Below are 17,979 nucleotides of genomic sequence, written 5' to 3' on the forward strand. Positions count from 1 at the left end.
CATGATCATCCGCAACCGCGCCGCCCTCGCCCTCTCGGCCGCCGGCCTGGCGCTGACCCTCGCTGGCGCCCCGGCGTTCGCCCAGACCGCTTCCACGACCCCGAGCACCACGACCTCGAAGTCGACCGCGAAGCACACCACGAAGAAGAAGACCACCAAGAAGCCGACCACTTCGAAGAAGAAGACCACTTCGAGCGGCACGACGCAGCAGTAAGCCGCGAGAAGCGCATCGGGCCCTGCATGCCATCCCCGACGGGGCCCGATGCGTCTCGTGCACGACGCAGCATATTTCGGAATGTAACAGCCGCATTGCGGTTTGTTAAGACGGCAATCGCCGTCCGCGGGTCGAAGCGCAGCGCTCCCCGCACGAGGCCAAGGCCCGAGCCCGGCACTTCCCCGAAAGACGATCTTCCCTTGCGCGATCAGCGCACTTCGAACGGCAGATTGCCGGTCGCGACCGCGCCCTTGCCGTCGGCCACCGTGACGAACAGGCGGTAATGGCCGGGGGCCAGCCCCGCGATCGTCGCGCCTTGGAGCCCGCCCGTCGCGAGCCCCTCGGGGTGCGCGGGCGGCACCGTTTCCGCATCGCCGCCGGTCCGCCTGTCGCGGCTTTCCTCGAGGATCGTCCAGGTCGCCGTCAGCGGATCGCCGTCGGGATCGCTCGCCGCGAGCACCGCGTGCGCCGTGACGCCGCGATCCCACGAGCCCCACTGGTCCCACGAGCCCGCTGCCGATCCCGCCGAGGCGGCGCCGCCGATGCCGGCGCCTTCGAAGGCGAGCCGCTCGATGTGCGGCGCGCGGTCATCACCCGGCACCGAACCGCCCCAGTGGGCCGCGAGCACCTCGGCGCTCTGCATCCAATCCCCGTCGGCGGTCAGGAGGCCGTGCCAGGTCGGCGTCACCTCCTGCTTCTGTCCCCACAGGAAGGCGATGTCGCCCGCGCCGGCATCCTCGATCGCGCCGAGATAACGATCGAGCAGGCCCGATTTCACGGTGCTGGTCGGCTCGATCGGCGCGCCCCAGGGCGTGGTCGGCACCTGCCATTGGCCGACGACCCCGAGCTCGGTGACGACGATGGGTCCCGTCCATCCTTGCGCGCGGGCGCGCCCGACGAGGCTCGGCAGCGCCTCGCCGTAGGAATTGAGGCCGAGGACGTCGATGCTCGGGGCGAGCGCCTTGAGACGGATCACCTTGTCGGTGCCGACATCGGCGAGGACGGCCATCGTCGGACGGGCGGGGTCGATCGCCTTGACCCGCCGCGCCGCCGCCTCGACGGCGCGGAGCGCCGGGTCCGGGTCGGGCGCCTCGAGCTCGATCTCGTTGCCGATGCCCCAGAGCAGCACGGCCGTGTCGTCCTTGCGGGCGCGCACCATCGCCTCGATCGCCTGGAGCTGCGCCTCGACCCGGGCTCCGTCGGCATAATCGAAGCCGCGGCGCGGCGGCTCCAGCCAGAGCCCGAACAGGACCTTGAAGCCGAGCCGGTGCGCCGCCGCGAGTTCGGCCGCGCCGTCGCCGCCATAGGTGCGCAGGGCATCGGCACCGAGCGCCTTCAGAAGCTCGAAATGGGAGAGCGCCGCCGCCCCGCGAACGCGGAACGGCCGTCCGTCGACGAGGATATCCGGCCCGGAGACGCGGACGTCCGCGGCCTTCGCGGCAGGCACGGTGCCCGCGGTCAGGGTGGCCGCGCCCATCAGGGCGGCGAGAAGGAGGCCCGGTCGACCGCCGCGCCTCACGCGACCGCCGCGGCGAGGCGGTCGGCGAGCGGGTTCTCGGGCTCGAACACCGCCTCGGCGGCGAACACGGCGACTGTCTTGGCGCCGCGGCCCTTGAGCCAGGCGACGCAATCATAGACCCGGCGGGCCGGGCAATGCAGGACGAGTTCGCTGCCTTCGGCAACGAGGGCCGTGCCGCCGAACGCCTCGGCCGCCGCCCGGCCCGCCTCCGCCGCATCGGGAAGGCGGGTGCGGACCTCGCGCACCGCACGGGCGCGGGCCTCGGCCAGGATACGGTCGAGGATGGCACGCACGGTCGCGAGGTTCTGGGCACTCCACTCGGCGCCGCGGGCGGCGACGAGATGGGCCTCGGAGCGCAGGATGACGCCGTCCTCGACGATCTTCAGCGCATTCGCGGCGAGCGTCGAGCCGGTCGTGGTGATGTCGACGATGAGCTCGGCCGAGCCGGCCGCCGGCGCGCCCTCGGTCGCCCCGAGGCTTTCGACGATGCGGTAATCGACGATGCCGTGGGCATCGAAATGGGCGCGGGCGAGGTGGATATATTTCGTCGCCACCCGCAGCCAGCGGCCGTGGCGGGCGCGGAAATCATGGGCGATGTCGGCGAGGTCGGCCATCGCCCGCACGTCGATCCACGCCTTCGGCACCGCCACCACGACGTCGGCATGGCCGAAGCCGAGCGGCTGGACGAGATGGATCAGGCGTTCGCGCTGCGCCGGCTCCGGCACGCTCTCGTGGACGAGATCGAGGCCGGTGATGCCGAGATGGACGCGGCCGGCAGCAACCTCGCCGACGATCTCGGACGCCGACAGGAGGGCGATCTCGACATCGTCGAGGCCCTGAATCCGGGCGCGATATTCGCGGGCGCCGTTCTGCACGAAGGGCAGGCCGGCGCGGGCGAAGAAGGCCGCGGCATTTTCCTGAAGCCGGCCCTTCGAAGGGACGGCGATGATCAAGGGCCCGCTCATCGCGCCGCCTCCTCGGACACGACGCGATCGAGCCAGACCGAGAAGCCGACCGCGGGAACCGGCGCGGGGGCGCCGAGCAGAGCCATCATCCGGTCGTAGCGGCCGCCGCCGATGACCTGGCCGAGCTCCGGCTGGCGGCGGTCGTGAAGCTCGAACATGAAGCCGGTGTAGTAATCGAGCCGGCGGCCGAACTCGGCCGAGAAGCGCAGGTCGCTGACCGCGACGCCGCGCGCGGCGAGGAGATCGTTGCGCCGGGCGAAAGCGCCGATTGCCGCTTCGAGCCCGAGACCGGCCTTGGCGGCGAAGCGGGACAAGGCGTCGACCGCGGCGTCGGCGGTCACGTCGATCGCGAGGTAGGCGCGCAGGGTCGCGGCCGCTTCCGGGGCGAGGCGGGCGCCGGCCGCGAGCGTCGCCTGCTCGATCAGGCGATCGGCGATCTCGGCCGCGCTGCGGCCACCGACGGGGCTCAGGCCCGCGACGGCGAGCATGTCTTCGACGAGGGCGCGGGCGGTCGCCGGATCGGCTTCGGCGAGCGCACCCGCAACCGCCGCCGGCGTGTCGATTCCGGCACGACCGTCGAGCTTGTCGAGGGCGGCGGCGAGCCGCGGCGTGTCGCCGAACAGGGCGATCAGACGGCGGCGCCAGGCGACCGGCAAGGGCAGCGCCTCGACGACGGCGGAGAACAAGGCCTCGTCGCCGATGCGGACACCGGTGTGGCCGTCGAGCCCGAGCACGCCGGCCGCCTCGAGGGCGAGCGCGAGGGTCTCGGCGTCGGCCGCCTCACGGTCGGTCTCGCCGAGCCGCTCGATGCCGGCCTGGAGAAACTCGCCGACGCCGTCGGCGCGCTGGCGGAAGACGGGGCCGAGATAGGTATAGAAGCCCTGCCGCTCGGCCGCCCCCTCGTCGAGATGGAGCCGGCAGACCGGGATGGTCATGTCGGGGCGCAGGCAAAGCTCGCTGCCGTCGCGCCCCTCGGTGAGGAACATGCGGCGGCGCAGATCCTCGCCGGCGAGCGCCAGGAACATCTCGGCCGGCTGGAGCACGCCGGGCGCGACGAAATGGTGGCCCGCCCCTTCGAGCAGGCGCCGCAGGGCCTCGATGACGGACGGCGGCGGGACGGGCGCGCGGATCATGGAAGCCTCAAGCCGGCGAGCGTTCGGCGGTGCGACGGGCGAGGATGTCGCGCACCGCCGCGACGAGGTCCCCCTCGGGCACGGTGACCTGGGCCGGACGCGCCTCGCGCCAGGCCTTGTTGTCCTCGATGCCCTCGGCGAGCCGCTTGCCCTCGACGAGATCCTTGATCTCGACGGTGCCGGCGCCCCGCTCGTTGGAGCCCTGGATGACGACGCACGGCGCATCGCGCCGGTCGGCATATTTCATCTGCGCCTTGAGGCCGGAGGTGCCGAGATAGAGCTCGGCGCGGATGCCGGCGCCGCGCAAGGTCTGCACCATGCGCTGATAATGCGCCATCGAGCCGGCATCGCGGTCGAGCACCAGCACGACGACGGGCCCCTGCCCGCTCGCCTGCGCTTTCGGGGCGCGGGCGGCGAGCGCAGCCGACAGGCGCGAGACGCCGACGGAGAAGCCGGTCGCCGGCACGTCTTCGCCGCGGAAGCGGCCGACGAGCCCGTCATAGCGGCCGCCGCCGCCGACCGAGCCGAACCGCACCGGCCGGCCGTCGTCGCCGAGCACGGTGAAGGTCAGCTCCGCCTCGAAGACGGGGCCGGTATAATATTCGAGGCCGCGCACGACCGACGGATCGATGAGTATTCTTTTTTCGTTGTATCCCGCCGCCTGGACGAGATCGCTAATTTCTTCAAGCTCTCTAATTCCCTCTAAGGCAACCGCGCTACTAGAGAACTTCTCCAGCAGATATTTCAATGTCGACCCATTGTCATCAACATAATATCCGGCGGGACTACCGTCAGATACATTGACGAACTTTAGGCCTCTTTCTGTAATTTCATCGGCGCTTCTGGTGTATCGCAAGTGTGTAAATTGAAGCGCATTTACAAAGTCGACAATTACTTGAATCTGAGAATCTTCGAGATTCGCGCCCTTCGTGAAGTCGCCGCTAACGTCCATTCGGCCGCGACCAAGCAGTTCGCGAACACCCTCCTCGCCAATCTTATCAAGCTTGTCGATGGCGCGCAGCACGATGAGGCGGCGGCCGGCATTCTCGTCACCGGCGAGGCCGGCGATCTCCATCACGCCATCTAGAAGCTTGCGGTTGTTGACGCGGATGACGTAGTCGCCGCGCGGAATGCCGAGCTTTTCCAGGGTGTCGGCGGCCATCATGCAGATTTCCGCATCGGCGGCGACCGAGGCGGTGCCGACGGTGTCGGCGTCGAACTGCATGAACTGGCGGAAACGGCCCGGGCCCGGCTTCTCGTTGCGGAACACCCAGCCGGCGCGGAACGAACGATAGGGCTTCGGCAGCCGCTCGTAATTCTCGGCCACATAGCGGGCGAGCGGCGCGGTCAGGTCGTAGCGCAGCGCCAGCCATTCCTCGTCGTCGTCTTGGAAGGCGAACACGCCCTCGTTGGGACGATCCTGGTCGGGCAGGAACTTGCCGAGGGCGTCGGCATATTCGATGAGCGGGGTCTCAACCGGCTCGAAGCCGTAGAGCTCGTAGGAGGCGCGCACGGCGGCGACCAGCGCCTCGGTGGCGGCGATCTCGGCGGGGCCACGGTCCACGAGGCCGCGCGGAAGGCGCGGCTTGGGGCGCGCGGGCTTGCGATCGGCCTTGTCGGCGTCGTTCGAGGAAGCGTCGCTCACGTCGTCCGTCCGTGCTCGGTCCGCGCCCGAACGGCCTCGAAAGCGCGGCTTTTCCTGGAGAAGGCCGCGAGGCAAGCCGCGGCCCGTGTCGGGGCCGAAGCACTAGACCAAAGCACCCCGCCCGGCAAGGCGGGCGGGACGGCGCGAAGCACCGGCGCCGCAACGGCCGCACGGCGGCCGAGCAGAAACGCGGCGCTCATCGGGGTCAGTCGCACCGCTTCGTCTTGACAGACGCGGGCACAATTCTCAAATGAACCTCGCTCATCCACGCGAGCAAAGGAATTGTCGATGTTGGAGCTTGTGACCACCCGCTGATCGCCTCGGAAACGTTCGAGGCATCTCACCGCATCCACCGCGGCCCCTATGGGGTCGGCGAAGGATGCCGTGCGGGAGCTTTTGTCACAGGCTACTCCATGAATATTTCACGCAGCGAGCAGCGCGTGCTGCACGTGCTCGCCCAAGGCGGTCATATCCGCCACCACCGCAGCAGCGGCGGCCACATCCTCGACGTGCTCTGCTTCACCCGCGAGGGTCACGTCCTGACCGAATGCACCGTCGAGGTGTTTTCCAGGCTCCGGCGCAAGCGCCTCATCGAATCGAAGGCGTCGTCCCCCTATCGGATCTCCGAGAAGGGCCGGCGGCAGGTTCGCGCTCAGACCGACAATCGCACGGGGGCGTTCGCTGATGATCGAGCTCCGATCGGGACGGCCGGCCAACCCGGCCGTCATCCGCGCCGTTGCGGAAGCCGCCTTCGCGGGGGCGCATCACGCCGCCGACTCGACCGCCTGATCGCCGTCGACGCGTCTCGAACCGGCGGCATCGCCGCCGGTTCTCGCCCTCGGACGTCCGGTGCCGGATCAGGCGGCGGCGACGCGCTCGAAGAAGGAGCGCACCTCGGTCTTCATCCGGCTCGCCTGATCGTCGAGGTTGGCGGCGAGGTCGCGCACCGTCGCCACGACCTGGCCGGTGGTGTCGGTCGCCGTGCGAACGTTAGTGATCGAGGTCACCACCCCGCGGGCATCGCTCGACAAGGCGGCGACCGTCGAGGCGATGGCGCGGGTCGTATCGGTCTGCTCGTTCACGGCGGCCGAGATCTGCTCGATCGCGCTCGCCACCTGCTCGATGGTCGAGGCGATGGCGGTGAGGCCGTCGGCGGCGGCGTGGGTCGCCGACTGGATCGACCCGATCTCCGAGGAGATCTCTTTGGTCGCCGCCGCGGTCTGGGTCGCGAGCGTCTTCACCTCGCGGGCGACGACGTCGAAGCCGCGCCCGGCGTCACCGGCGCGCGCGGCCTCGATCGTGGCGTTGAGGGCGAGCAGGTTGGTTTGGCCGGCGATGCCGGCGATGAGTTCCACCACGCGGTCGATGCGCTCGGCGGCACTCGTCAGATCGCGGACCGTGCCGTCCATGGCGCGGGCCTGATCCACCGCCTTGCCGACGACACCGAGCGAGGCGCGGGCGTGGCCGGCGACGCTCTCGATCGAATGGGTGATGGAGTTGACGGCCTCGGCGCCCTCGACGGCGCGATCGGCCATCTCGGAGGCGGTCGAGCTCGCGCCCACTGCCTGATCCGAGCTCTGGCTCGACAGCGAGACGAGCCGACCGGAGGCGTCGCGCATCGTTTCAGCCGCATTGTTCAAGGAATTGAGCGAGCCCCCGAAGGCGGCGTCGAAGGCCGCGAGGTGCTCGGCGAGCTTCGCCCGCCGCCGCTCGGCCTCGGCCAGCGTCTCGTCGTGATAGACGGACACGGCGAGGTTCATGTCGAGCATCACCGCCTTGATGGTGGCGGAGAGGAGCCGCGCCGCACGCGCCGAGTTGAGCCGGTGGACGCGGTTGACGATGGCCGGGAACTCGCTGCCGATGAGGCCGTAGGCGCTGATGAAGATGCCGGGATGGAGGCCAACCCGGACATGGGCGCGGCCGATCGCCCGCACGCTTTCGCGATAGCCCGCGTCGAAGCCGGACGTGAACAGGCGGGTCCAATGCTGGCGCTGGGCCTCGGCGAGGCGCTCGACGCGCCCGGCAATCAACGACGCCGTCTCGGGAATCTCAGCCAGATGGCGATAAAAGCGGCCGACGATCGACGGCAGTTCCGGCTCGAAGAGCTTCCAAGCGTCCTTCAGGTCCCGGCAAACATCTTCGTCGATGAGAAGCATATGCTTCTGCACATCGAAATCAATTTCAGCGCTCATAGCGTATCCCTGAACTGGAAGTACGTCCTCTGGCGGAGAGGATGCACCCCTTAGGCTTCCCCAAGCTGGGATTTTCTCGATCGACGGAGCCCGCGTGTGGCCGCTTGACGCCAGGCAGGTCGGGGCGGAGGCGAAGGGGGTCACGAACGCCACGCCTCGATGCACAGCCCTGCACTTGCGCGCGGGCACATCCGCCGATCCTCAATGTGTGCGGGCGAAGCACGGGCCGGGTCGAGAGCCCGGCCCGGCAACGGCTTAGGGGGCCACTCCGACCCGGCGCGGAGCATCGGCGCCGGCCGCGGTGTTCACCATGTAGAGCCCGTGGTTCTGCGGCACCGCCTTCAGGGCGTCGGTGAGGCCGACGATCGTCTCGGCACCGCCGAGCACGAGATAGCCGTCCGGCGCCATCACCCGCGAGATCCGGTTGAGCACGTCCGCCTTGGTCGGCGCGTCGAAATAGATCAACACGTTCCGGCAGAACACGATGTCGAACCGACCTAACGAATGGAACGGCTCAAGCAGGTTGAACTTGCGGTAATCGATCATGCTCCGCAGTTCACTGCTAATCTGCCAAGAATCATCCATCTTCGTGAAATATTTCAGAAGATATTGGATGGGCAGACCGCGCTGAACCTCGAACTGAGTGTAGAGGCCAAGGCGTGCACGATCGAGCACGTCGGACGACAGGTCCGTCCCGATGATCTCGACCCGGCGACCGCCGAGCAGCGAAGCGCTCTCCTTGAGCGCCATCGCGAGCGAATAGGGCTCCTGACCGGTGGAGGCCGCCGCGCACCAGATGCGGATCGTCTGGCCCGGGCCGCGTGCCTTGATGACCGCCGGCAGCATCACGCTGGTGAACGCTTCGAACGGCTTCTTGTCGCGAAAGAAGAAGGACTCGTTCGTCGTCATCGCTTCGACGACCGCGTCCTCGACGGCACCGGCCGCCGGACCGCGGAGCTTCGCGGCGAGGTCGGTCAGCGTGGTGAGGCCGAACCGGCGCGCCACCGGCGCGAGCCGGCTTTCGAGCAGATAATGCTTGTCCTCGTTGAGAACGAGGCCGGAGCGCGTCTTCAGCAGACGACGGAATTGATCATAATCGGCTTGCGTTATCATGGCCGACCTCCAGTCACGAGGCGGACGATCTTGGGACCGATCTCGTCGATCGGCAGCAGATCAGAACAGGCACCGGTTGCAAACGTCGCGCCGGGCATGCCCCAGACGACGCTCGTTTCTTCGTCCTGCGCGATGACGGTCCCGCCACCATCGGCGATGACCTTCGCACCCTTGGCGCCGTCGCTGCCCATGCCGGTCAGAACCACCGACGCGATGGCGGCCCCAAAGATGGACGCGGCGGACATGAACATCGGATCGACCGCCGGCTTGCAGAAGTTCACCGGCTCGGTGTCGAGCAGACGCACCACGAGCTCGTCGTTCTTCTTTTCCATGATCATGTGACGCCCCCGGGCGCGACATAGATGCGCCCGGCCTCGATCTTCTCGCCGTCGACGCCCTCGTTTGCGGAGCGGCCAGCGGCGCGGCCGATATGCTCGGCAAGGATCGCGGTGAACGTCGCCGGCATGTGCTGGACGACGAGCACCGGGATCTTTCCGATCGACGGGCCGAGGGCGGTAAAGAGCTTATGCAGCGCCTGCGGACCACCGGTCGAGCTCCCGATCACCAGGATCTTCGGCGGCACCATCGAATAGGGGCGCAGCTTGTCGAGCGGCTTCGGCTTCGCGGGCGGGGCCGGCAATGGCCGGACCGCCGCAGGCGCCGGCGACGGGGCGATCCCGGCCGGCTTGCGCAGGGCTCCGCCGCGGGCGCGCAATTTCGCGCGTCCGCCGAGGCTGCGCACCTTGGCGAGCAACTCTTCCTTGAACTCCGCGGAGGTCGCCCGGCCGTTCGCCGCCTCGGGCTTCGGAATATAATCCGATGCACCGAGATTGAGCGCCTTGAGGCTGACCTCGGCGCCGCGCCGCGAGAGCGTCGAGGCGACGATCACCACAGTGCCGGGCTTGCGTTCGAGAATGAGCGGCAGGGCGGTGAGACCGTCCATCTCCGGCATTTCGAGATCGAGGATGACGACGTCGGGTTGCGAATTCACGACGTCGTCGGCGGCCCGGCGGCCGTTCACGTGACTGCCGACGACGATGCAGTCGCGGCTCTCCGAGATCCAGTTCGAGAGGACGCCACGAATGACCACCGAATCGTCCACGATCATCACGCGGATCTTGTCGGCATCGTCCGATTGTCCGGATTGTGCAGCAACAGTAGCAGTCACTGTGTTTCCGCCCTGTATTATTGGTTCAGATTAGGCCGACTTCCTCAAGTTTTTCCTTGAGGATTTCGGCATCGAACGGCTTCATGATGTATTCATCGGCACCGCCGTTCAGGGCGGCGGCGATCTGCGCCGGATCGTTCTCGCTGGTGCAGAAGATCACCTTCGGATCTCCGCGGCCGTAGCGGTCGCGTAGCTGGCGCAGGAAGTCCGGCCCATTGGTGACCGGCATGTTCCAATCGAGCAGGATGGCGTCCGGCAGCCCGGTTGCGCACTGCTCCAGAGCTTTCTGCCCATCCTCGGCTTCCGTCACCTTGAACGACAATTGCTCCAGCATGCGCCGGGCGACCTTGCGGACGGTGCTCGAGTCGTCCACGACAAGAAACGTCTTCATCGAAACCTCCGTGCGGACAGCCGCATCGATCACGCAGCAACCGCCGTGTTGCCGACCCGCGCGAGCGAGCGCTCGACATCGAGGACCAGCATCAGCTCCTTCGAAAGGCGATAGACGCCGTTCGACACCTGCGCCCAGCGGCGATCGAGATTGGCTGGGTTCGGTTCCTGGGCGGCGATGTCGAGCGACAGCACCTCGCCGACCTCGTCGATCATAAGGCCGAAGGACTCGCCCTTGTGCTCGATGCCGACCGCCATCTGGCCTTCGCGCACCTCGGTTCCGAACCCGAGCAGGGTCCGCATGTTGATCGTCGTCACGATGCGGCCGCGCAGGTTGAGAACCCCGTCGATCTCCGCCGGCGCGAGCGGCACCCGGGTGATCTGCTCGGGTGCGAACACCTCGTGGACCGTCGAGATCGGCAAGCCGAACAACTGGGGTCCGATGCGGACGGTGACGAATTGGGTGGTTTCCGACGAGACGTCGGTCTTCGCGAGCGGCGCGCTCATGCTGCCTCTCCCTGGATGTGGCCGGTGAATTCGCTGAGAGCCGAGATCAAGCCGGAGCGGTCGAACTTGCCGATATAATCGGTGAAGCCGACGTCACGGCCCCGAGCGATCGCTTCCGGCGTGCAGACGCCGGACAGAGCGATGATGGGGATGTTCGACATCTGCGGGCGGGTACGCACGGCGCTCGCGAACGAGAAGCCGTCCATTTCAGGCATGTCGATATCGCTGACGATCACGTTGAAGCGGGTGTCGCGCGACAACCGATCCAGCGCCTCGACCGCCGACGCGCAGGTGACCACCTCGTAGCCCATGCCGCGCAGCACCGGGCCGATCAGGCCGCGGAAGAAAGCGCTGTCGTCCACGAGCAGAAGCCGGCCGGCCGTCGTCGCGTAACTCGACGACTTGCGCTCGAACCAATCGGCGAAGGCGATGGAGAGATAGTGCCCGATATCGACGAGGGCGGTCGCCTTGCCGGAGATGACGGCGGCCCCGAGCAGGCCCGGTCCCTCCGACGTGAGCTCGATGTTGAGGCGATCCTGAACGATATCGACGATCTCGTCGACGACGAGGCCCATCGAGCGTCCGTTGTCGGAGAACACGAGAACCGGCTGGGTGCCCGTGGTGCGGCGCTCAACCTTGTCGTCGACGTAGACGAGGGGCAGCAGCGAACCGCGATATTGGGCGACCGGCCGGCCGCCGGTGTGCTCGATCTTGGAGACGTCGAACTCCTCGAGGCGGGTGACGAGCGAGAGCGGCACCGCCTTGGGCTCGACCGAGCCGGCACGGAAGAGGAGCAGCGAGATGACATCGTCGCCCTCGTCGCGGCGCAACTCGTCGTCGGCGACCTTGTCGACCGCCGCGGTCTCGGCCGAGGTGGCGACCGCCTGGGCGATGCCGTTCGGATCGACGATCATAATGACACGGCCGTCACCGAGGATGGTGGAGCCCGAGAACATCGTGATGTGGCGCAGCATCGACGACATCGGCTTGACGACGATTTCCTCGGTGTGGAGGACGCCGTCGACGACGATGCCGAAGGTCTGATTGCCGACCTGCATGACGGCGACGAACCCGGTCTCGACCTCTTGGCCGCCGTTCGGCAGCGTGCCGAGCAGGCCGGCGAGCGGAACGATCGGAAGCAGCTTGTCGCGCAGGCGCAGGACGGGGGCGTCCTTGACCCGCTCGATCGTGTGTTCGGAGCCCGGCTGGATGCGCACGAGCTCGACGACGACGAGCTGCGGGATGGCGAACCGCTCGCCCGCGGCCTCGACGATGAGCGCCGGCACGATGGCGAGCGTCAGCGGGATCTTGATGGTGAAGACCGAACCCTGGCCGGCGCGGGAGCGCACGTCCACCGTGCCGCCGATCAGCTCGATGTTGGTCCGCACCACGTCCATGCCGACGCCGCGGCCGGACACGTTGGTGATCTTGGCCGCCGTCGAGAAACCCGCCGCGAAGATGAAGCGGTGGATCTGGGCGTCCGTCATCTTGGCGAGTTCGGCCTCGGTCGCGAGACGGTTCTCGAGGGCCTTGGCGCGGATGCGGTCGGTGTTGAGGCCGCGGCCGTCATCGGAAATCTCGATGACGATGTGGCCGCCCTCGTGGTGCGCGTCGAGGTGGATCGTGCCCTTCTCGGGCTTGCCCGCCGCGCGCCGATCCTCCGGTCCTTCGAGGCCGTGGTCGGCGGAATTGCGCACCATGTGAGTGAGCGGGTCCTTGATGAGATCGAGGACCTGACGGTCGAGCTCGGTGTCGGCGCCCGACATCTCGAGTTCGATGTGCTTGCCGAGCTCCTGGGCGAGGTCGCGCACGATGCGCGGCAGCTTCTGCCAGGCGTTGCCGATGGGCTGCATGCGCGTCCGCATCACCGCTTCCTGCAATTCGGCAGTCACGGTGGAGAGACGCTGCAGCGACACCTTGTAGTCGCTCTCTTCCTGGCGGCGGGCGATCTCCATGAGCTGGTTGCGGGTGAGCACCAGCTCGGAGACCATCGTCATCAGGTGTTCGAGCGTCCCGACATTGACGCGAATGGTCTGCGACGACACGCCGCCGGCAGCCACTTCCTCGCCGCGGGCGCCCTGCGCATGGGCGTCCGGCGCAGCCGGCGCCTTCGGTGCCGCCGGCGCCTCGACCGCCGTCTCGCGGAAGACCCGCTCGAGTTCGTCGAGCGGAACCTCGCCCGGCTTGAGCTCGCGCTCGAGGATCTGGCCGCTGAGCACGCCGACGGACGCCGCCTTCGGGGCTTCCGGCTCGGGGGCGCGGGTCAGAAGCGGCACCGGCGCGCCGCCGGCCGCCATCGCCTCCAAGCGGCTGATGAGGTCCTCGTCCGATCCCTCCGGCTCGGCACCCTCGCGGGCCTCGAGCTCGGCGAGCAACTGCTTGATCCGGTCGATCGTCACCAGCACGAGGCCGACGGCATCGGTCGTCACCGGCGTACCCTGACGGAACTTGTCCATCAGCGTCTCGGCCGCGTGGGCGAGCGAGGCGAGCCGCGGCAGACCGATGAACCCGCAGGTCCCCTTGATGGTGTGCACCAGCCGGAAGATGTTGTTCAGGATCTGGGCGTTGTTGGGATCCTGCTCGAACTTGACCAGCTCGACGTCAGCGACATCGAGATTTTCGTTCGTTTCCGTCAGGAACTCTCTGAGAAGGTCGTCCATCAATCAAACTCCCGCGCATTCTTGGCGACTGACCCGCGCCGGGTTGGAACATTCTTGAACCGCGGGGCGGGCCTGACCGCCGCCGCGAACGAGAGGATCAGGCCGCGCGTACGCGCTCCATGAAGGAGTCGACCTGGGTGCGGAGCGACTCGGCCTGCTGGGCCAGGTCGGCTGCCGCGTTGACGATCTCGCCCGACACCCGGCCCGTATCGTTGGCCGCCGTGCTGACGCTCGAGATGTTGGTGGAAACTTCTCGCGTGCCCTGCGCGGCGCGCTGGACGTTGTGCGCGATCTCGTTGGTGGCGGCGCCCTGCTCCTCGACCGAGGAGGCGATCGCGGAGGAGATCTCGTCGATCCGGCGGATGGTGCCGGAGATGCCGTCGATGGCACGGACGACTTCCGCAGTCGCGCCCTGCACGGCCGAGACCTGGGCGGAGATTTCGCCGGTCGCCTTGGAAGTCTGCTCGGCGAGCGTCTTCACTTCCATGGCGACGACCGCAAAACCCTTGCCGGCTTCCCCGGCCCGCGCGGCCTCGATGGTCGCGTTGAGGGCAAGGAGGTTGGTCTGTGCGGCGATGTCGGTGATGAGGTTCACGACCTGGCCGATGCGCTGGGCGTTCGCCGCGAGGCCGCGCACCACTTCCGCCGTCGAGGAGGCCTGGCCGGTCGCCTCGGCCGCGATCGACGCCGCCATCGCCACCTGCTGGCCAATCTCCCGGACCGACGCGGCCATCTCTTCCGCCGCCGACGCGACGGTCTGGACGTTGCCGGTCGCCTCTTCGGCCGCAGAGGCGACGATGGTCGATTGCGACCGCGTGGCGTCGGCGGAGGTGCGCATGACCGTCGCGTTCTGCTCGAGCTGGCTGACCGCCGCCGCGACGGTGCGGACCACGGTCGAGACTTCGCTGTCGAAGCGATCGGCGAGATCGTTCATGGTGTTCTTCTTCTCGACCGCCGCGCGCAGGGCCGACTGCGCCTGCTCGTCGCGAAGCCGCTCGGCCTCCTTGAGCTCGGTCAGGAAGTGGCCGGTGGTGGACCAGATCTCACCGATCTCGTCCTTGCTCACGTCGCGGACGATCTCGACGTCGAGGTCGCCCTTCGCCATCCGGCCCAGGGTGTTCGACAACGTCCGCAGCGGACGAGCGAGCTTCGTGGTGCCGATCCACATCGCGATGCCGACGCTGACGAGGAGGCCGATGATGGTGACGGCGAGGATGAGCGTGCTCATCGTGTTCTTGAGTTGGGCGAGATGGACCCGGATCGGGTCCATTTCCGAGCTGATGCCGGCGACCTGCTTCTGCAGCGACGCCTGCAACGCCTTGCGGTTGGCGCGGTTGGCATCGTTGTTGCCCTGGGCGTTCGCCGCCGCCGGCGATACCTCGGCGCCGAGACGGGCGGTCTCGGTGCGAAACTGGGCGAAGCTCGTAATACCGGCCGCGAGTTCGTCATAGAGGGCGCGATCCGTCGCCGGCGTCATCGCGCCGAGGTCGGCGACCGCCTTCTGCATCGCATCGAGCGCCTTGCGGATGCCGTCGGCGAAGGGCTTGGCCTTCTCGGTGTCGGTCGCGAGATAGACGCCGCGGGATTCCATCACCGTCTTGGTGACGAGATGATCGATGCGCTCGACGAGGAAGGCCCGTCGCGCCACCTGATCGAGCTTGTCCGTCGCCCGAACCGAGTCGTTGATGGCGTAGAGGCCCATCGCGCAGACCGCCACGGTCGAGAGACCGAGAACAGCGACGATGGCATTGATTTTTCCGCTGATCTTCATTTTTCTATCCCACTATTCTGTGGTGACGATTTTTATTCAGAATGTTGTTGCGTGGCGGCGGGCGACTCGGTGCTCGCGGTCTTGTTCGACGACTCCCCCGAACCATCCTGCCGCCGCTCCATCTCCTCACGACTCATGTAATTGAGCGCTTCGATGAGGATGTCGTTGATGATCGGGGTCTGCATTCGCGTATTGACGTTCGTCTTGATGGCATTGGTCATCTCCGGGATGTTGTACTTGGAGATGTTGCCGAACTGGATTTTGCCGTGCTCGTAGATCTGCTGGAATATCTCGTCGGCGACGAAGGAATCCGGCTGAACGGGAAGCTCATGCAGCGTCTTGGCATCTGCCGTGTAGACGAAGCGGGCGAGGACGTAGCCGGTCAACTGGCCGTCCTGAATCATGGGAACACTGATGATCGGAACGCGGCGATATTCGAGGCCCTCGAGATAGCGGTCCTCTTTCTTCTTCGGCGCGTTGTTGTTGGCGCTCCAGCTCGCGGCACCGTAGCTCGAGGCGAGCGTCACGATGCAGACCCAGAGCCCGATCATCAGGTAGCGCATCATCGCGCGCCCCCTCCGATCGCGGCGCTGTAGGTTCCGTCGGAGTCCGCGTCGCGCATCGCCTGGGCGAGCACGTCGGAGATCTCCCGGGCGGCGGCGAGATGAATCGCGAGGAGTTCCTGGTTGCGGCTGAGCTTGCTGCGCAGACGCGGCAGCCGGCTGCGGATCACCTCATCGGGCGCCTCCGTCGGCACAGGCAGTCGGCTGAGCTCGAGCAGGCTCCGGCTCTTGCGATGATTGAAGGCCTCGACGTCGAACGAGCGGTTCTCCTCGAGCGCCGCGAACTCGCCGTCGATGATCTCCTCGAGACGGTCGAGCGCTCCGATGAGCGCACGGGACGCCGGGTCGAGCGGGCGATGTTCGATCGCGGTGAACTCCATCGTCACACCCCTTCCGTCGGCTTGGACGAGTTCGTCGAAATGCTCTCGAGCTGGGGCAACGCCAGGTTCGGCGCGAGCGGCCCGAGGGCGGAATGGCGAACGGCGACGGCGTTGTGGTCGCCCGCGTTCGACTTGGCGAGCTGCGCGGCGATACCGATGCCGCCACCGGCCGCCATCTGGTTGGCGATCTGCTCGGCGAGCATCGACTTCCAGACGTCGCCGGCGGTGCCTTCGCCGAACACGGCGTCAGCCTTCTGCGGCAGCATTTCCTGGACGAAGGTCGAGAGGCTCGCCGCCTCGAACTTGCGGAACGTGTCGAGCTTCGTCTGCTCGGCGTCGGGAATGCGCTGGCTGAACCTGGCCAGGCTGTTCCCACCCGCAAGGGTCGACGAAACGTCCTTGCCGAGCAGGGAATCGAGCCCGCTTCCGGTCTGGTTGAAGACTTGATCGAACCCTGCGGCGCCCGACGGTCCCGACATGCGTGCGAGCCGGCCGACGGCCTGCTGATATCGCAGCGGGTCGATTGCGCGCGCGACGTCGAGCACGATATCTGAAGGGGGTCGGATCGCCATACTGCACCTGCACCCGTGAAGGGATGATCTTGAGTGTGCAGTCTGCCTTGCGTGGCTTACGGGAGGCTTGCATCCCGTTTGGCGAGCACGGCGTCAAGCAACGCCTCGAGTTCGCGACGCTCGCGGGCGCGCTCTTCCTCTTGCGTGGTGCGCTCCAAGAGCCGCTCGGTCTGCTTCAGCTTGCGGCTCTGGACCAGCACCCGCTGCTCCTGCGCCACGGTTTCGACCTTCACGCGATCGGCCTCGGCCGCGAGCATGCGCAGCCGGCGGGCCATCGGATCGATCAGGATGCCGTGCAACCGGTCGTCGTCGTTGAAGACGGCGACGATCTCCTCCTGCGCCACCGCGAGCTCCCCCGCCTCACGGCGCAGCGTCGCGAGCCGCCAATCGGCGAGCTTCTGCATGTCCTGCTGGACCTTGAGGATGCGGGCGACTTTCTTGGTGCGGTCCGCCATGGCTCAGCCCTGCTGCAGCCAGGCGGCAAACGCGCCCACGAAGATGTTGAGGAATTCGCGGGCCGTGAAGAACATCAGCAGCAATCCGCCTGCCGTGATGAACGGCGTCGCGATGAAGAACACCGGAATCGTGGGAACGAGCTTGTTCGTCAGGCCGATGCCGAAATTGACGACGATGGCGTAGATGATGAACGGGCTGCCGATGCGCAGCGCCACGACGAAGGCCTCGGAGAGGTGGTCGGCGATCTCGTTGAGGCCGATGCGGGCGCCGAATTCGAGCCCGACGGGCAGCGCCTTGTAGGACCCGACGAGGCCGCGCAGCAGCTCCCAATGGAGGTCGGAGGCGAACATCATCGTCGCGGCGGCGAGGGAGAAGATGCTCGCCATCGGCGGCAGCGGCTCGCTGTCCTCGAACATCGAGCCCGGCAGCGGGCTGAGGCCGATCGATTGGGTGATGACGACCAAGATCGTCTGCAAGGCGAGGAAGAAGAATCGCCCGATGATGCCGATGAGGAGCCCGGTCAGGATCTCGGAGACGATGAGGCGCACCGTGTCGCCGAGCCCACCGCCGCGCAGGACCGCCAGCGGTTCGCCGATCAGGAGCGGCGTCAGGGCGAGCGTCACCCCGAGCGCCACGAAGAGGCGGACCTGGGGGAATGTGCGCCTGGGCGAAGCCGGGCACCACCATGAGGCAGGACCCGATCCGGCAGAAGATCAGGAAGGTCGCGACCA

16 protein-coding genes and 2 pseudogenes are annotated in these 17,979 nt (G+C 67.5%); 2 read left to right on the top strand and 16 right to left on the bottom strand.

Annotated elements, in window-relative coordinates:
* The first annotated feature begins 1 nt into the window (after position 1).
* On the top strand, positions 2-214 hold the full coding sequence (locus F0357_RS08645) for a hypothetical protein (RefSeq protein ID WP_153479955.1): 213 nt from the start codon (positions 2-4) through the stop codon (positions 212-214).
* Positions 215-422: 208 nt separating this feature from the next.
* Here the strand turns inward: F0357_RS08645 and F0357_RS08650 are convergent, their stop codons facing one another.
* The 4 genes from F0357_RS08650 to hisS are packed head-to-tail and all read right to left on the bottom strand — an operon-like array spanning position 423 to position 5,476.
* On the bottom strand, positions 423-1,733 hold the full coding sequence (locus tag F0357_RS08650) for a glycoside hydrolase 5 family protein (RefSeq protein ID WP_153479956.1): 1,311 nt from the start codon (positions 1,731-1,733) through the stop codon (positions 423-425).
* A complete protein-coding gene (gene hisG, locus F0357_RS08655; protein WP_153479957.1) occupies positions 1,730-2,698 on the bottom strand; it encodes an ATP phosphoribosyltransferase in 969 nt (322 codons plus the stop codon). Before hisG ends, F0357_RS08650 begins: the two co-directional genes overlap by 4 nt.
* Positions 2,695-3,831, bottom strand: coding sequence for an ATP phosphoribosyltransferase regulatory subunit (locus F0357_RS08660; RefSeq protein WP_153479958.1), 1,137 nt, complete (start codon positions 3,829-3,831; stop codon positions 2,695-2,697). Before F0357_RS08660 ends, hisG begins: the two co-directional genes overlap by 4 nt.
* 7 nt (positions 3,832-3,838) lie before the next feature.
* Positions 3,839-5,476, bottom strand: coding sequence for a histidine--tRNA ligase (gene hisS, locus F0357_RS08665; protein ID WP_312861516.1), 1,638 nt, complete (start codon positions 5,474-5,476; stop codon positions 3,839-3,841).
* 413 nt (positions 5,477-5,889) lie between these two features.
* On the opposite strand from hisS, the pseudogene F0357_RS08670 reads away from it, so the two are divergent.
* Positions 5,890-6,144, top strand: a pseudogene (locus tag F0357_RS08670) (YjhX family toxin); the annotation flags it as partial.
* 189 nt (positions 6,145-6,333) lie between these two features.
* Here the strand turns inward: F0357_RS08670 and F0357_RS08675 are convergent.
* The 12 genes and pseudogenes from F0357_RS08675 to F0357_RS08730 form a co-directional block, all read right to left on the bottom strand.
* Positions 6,334-7,668, bottom strand: coding sequence for a globin-coupled sensor protein (locus tag F0357_RS08675; protein ID WP_153479960.1), 1,335 nt, complete (start codon positions 7,666-7,668; stop codon positions 6,334-6,336).
* 255 nt (positions 7,669-7,923) lie between these two features.
* Entirely contained in the window at positions 7,924-8,778 is an 855-nt protein-coding gene (locus tag F0357_RS08680; protein WP_312861694.1) for a CheR family methyltransferase, read from the bottom strand.
* A pseudogene (locus tag F0357_RS08685) lies at positions 8,778-9,889 on the bottom strand (protein-glutamate methylesterase/protein-glutamine glutaminase). The gene F0357_RS08680 and the pseudogene F0357_RS08685 overlap by 1 nt, the downstream one beginning before the upstream one ends.
* A gap of 85 nt (positions 9,890-9,974) precedes the next feature.
* Positions 9,975-10,340 carry a response regulator gene (locus tag F0357_RS08690; RefSeq protein WP_153479962.1) on the bottom strand — a complete coding sequence of 122 codons (366 nt, stop codon included), beginning with the start codon at positions 10,338-10,340 and terminating at the stop codon, positions 9,975-9,977.
* Positions 10,341-10,369: 29 nt separating this feature from the next.
* A complete protein-coding gene (locus F0357_RS08695; protein WP_153479963.1) occupies positions 10,370-10,846 on the bottom strand; it encodes a chemotaxis protein CheW in 477 nt (158 codons plus the stop codon).
* A complete protein-coding gene (locus F0357_RS08700; protein ID WP_153479964.1) occupies positions 10,843-13,506 on the bottom strand; it encodes a hybrid sensor histidine kinase/response regulator in 2,664 nt (887 codons plus the stop codon). Before F0357_RS08700 ends, F0357_RS08695 begins: the two co-directional genes overlap by 4 nt.
* 97 nt (positions 13,507-13,603) lie before the next feature.
* Positions 13,604-15,277 carry a methyl-accepting chemotaxis protein gene (locus F0357_RS08705; RefSeq protein WP_153479965.1) on the bottom strand — a complete coding sequence of 558 codons (1,674 nt, stop codon included), beginning with the start codon at positions 15,275-15,277 and terminating at the stop codon, positions 13,604-13,606.
* Positions 15,278-15,309: 32 nt separating this feature from the next.
* On the bottom strand, positions 15,310-15,843 hold the full coding sequence (locus F0357_RS08710; RefSeq protein ID WP_153479966.1) for a hypothetical protein: 534 nt from the start codon (positions 15,841-15,843) through the stop codon (positions 15,310-15,312).
* The gene (locus F0357_RS08715) at positions 15,840-16,220 is read right to left on the bottom strand and encodes a hypothetical protein (protein ID WP_153479967.1); all 381 of its coding nucleotides are present in this window, start codon (positions 16,218-16,220) and stop codon (positions 15,840-15,842) included. The genes F0357_RS08710 and F0357_RS08715 overlap by 4 nt, the downstream gene beginning before the upstream one ends.
* Positions 16,221-16,222: 2 nt before the next feature.
* Positions 16,223-16,792: a rod-binding protein gene (locus F0357_RS08720; RefSeq protein ID WP_153479968.1), complete on the bottom strand. Its 570-nt coding sequence runs from the start codon at positions 16,790-16,792 to the stop codon at positions 16,223-16,225.
* Positions 16,793-16,848: 56 nt separating this feature from the next.
* Entirely contained in the window at positions 16,849-17,247 is a 399-nt protein-coding gene (locus tag F0357_RS08725; RefSeq protein ID WP_153479969.1) for a hypothetical protein, read from the bottom strand.
* A gap of 3 nt (positions 17,248-17,250) precedes the next feature.
* Positions 17,251-17,883: a flagellar biosynthetic protein FliR gene (locus F0357_RS08730; RefSeq protein ID WP_153479970.1), complete on the bottom strand. Its 633-nt coding sequence runs from the start codon at positions 17,881-17,883 to the stop codon at positions 17,251-17,253.
* Positions 17,884-17,979: the final 96 nt, after the last annotated feature.

This window comes from Segnochrobactrum spirostomi (assembly GCF_009600605.1).
Lineage (GTDB): Bacteria > Pseudomonadota > Alphaproteobacteria > Rhizobiales > Segnochrobactraceae > Segnochrobactrum > Segnochrobactrum spirostomi.

Bases quoted from the DNA above. Each gene is read 5' to 3' on its own strand.
- F0357_RS08710 (WP_153479966.1), bottom strand. From the start codon at position 15,843: ATGATGCGCTACCTGATGATCGGGCTCTGGGTCTGCATCGTGACGCTC.
- F0357_RS08645 (WP_153479955.1), top strand. From the start codon at position 2: ATGATCATCCGCAACCGCGCCGCCCTCGCCCTCTCGGCCGCCGGCCTG.
- hisG (WP_153479957.1), bottom strand. From the start codon at position 2,698: ATGAGCGGGCCCTTGATCATCGCCGTCCCTTCGAAGGGCCGGCTTCAG.
- F0357_RS08720 (WP_153479968.1), bottom strand. From the start codon at position 16,792: ATGGCGATCCGACCCCCTTCAGATATCGTGCTCGACGTCGCGCGCGCA.
- F0357_RS08715 (WP_153479967.1), bottom strand. From the start codon at position 16,220: ATGGAGTTCACCGCGATCGAACATCGCCCGCTCGACCCGGCGTCCCGT.
- F0357_RS08725 (WP_153479969.1), bottom strand. From the start codon at position 17,247: ATGGCGGACCGCACCAAGAAAGTCGCCCGCATCCTCAAGGTCCAGCAG.
- F0357_RS08660 (WP_153479958.1), bottom strand. From the start codon at position 3,831: ATGATCCGCGCGCCCGTCCCGCCGCCGTCCGTCATCGAGGCCCTGCGG.
- F0357_RS08700 (WP_153479964.1), bottom strand. From the start codon at position 13,506: ATGGACGACCTTCTCAGAGAGTTCCTGACGGAAACGAACGAAAATCTC.
- F0357_RS08705 (WP_153479965.1), bottom strand. From the start codon at position 15,277: ATGAAGATCAGCGGAAAAATCAATGCCATCGTCGCTGTTCTCGGTCTC.
- F0357_RS08675 (WP_153479960.1), bottom strand. From the start codon at position 7,668: ATGAGCGCTGAAATTGATTTCGATGTGCAGAAGCATATGCTTCTCATC.
- F0357_RS08695 (WP_153479963.1), bottom strand. From the start codon at position 10,846: ATGAGCGCGCCGCTCGCGAAGACCGACGTCTCGTCGGAAACCACCCAA.
- F0357_RS08690 (WP_153479962.1), bottom strand. From the start codon at position 10,340: ATGAAGACGTTTCTTGTCGTGGACGACTCGAGCACCGTCCGCAAGGTC.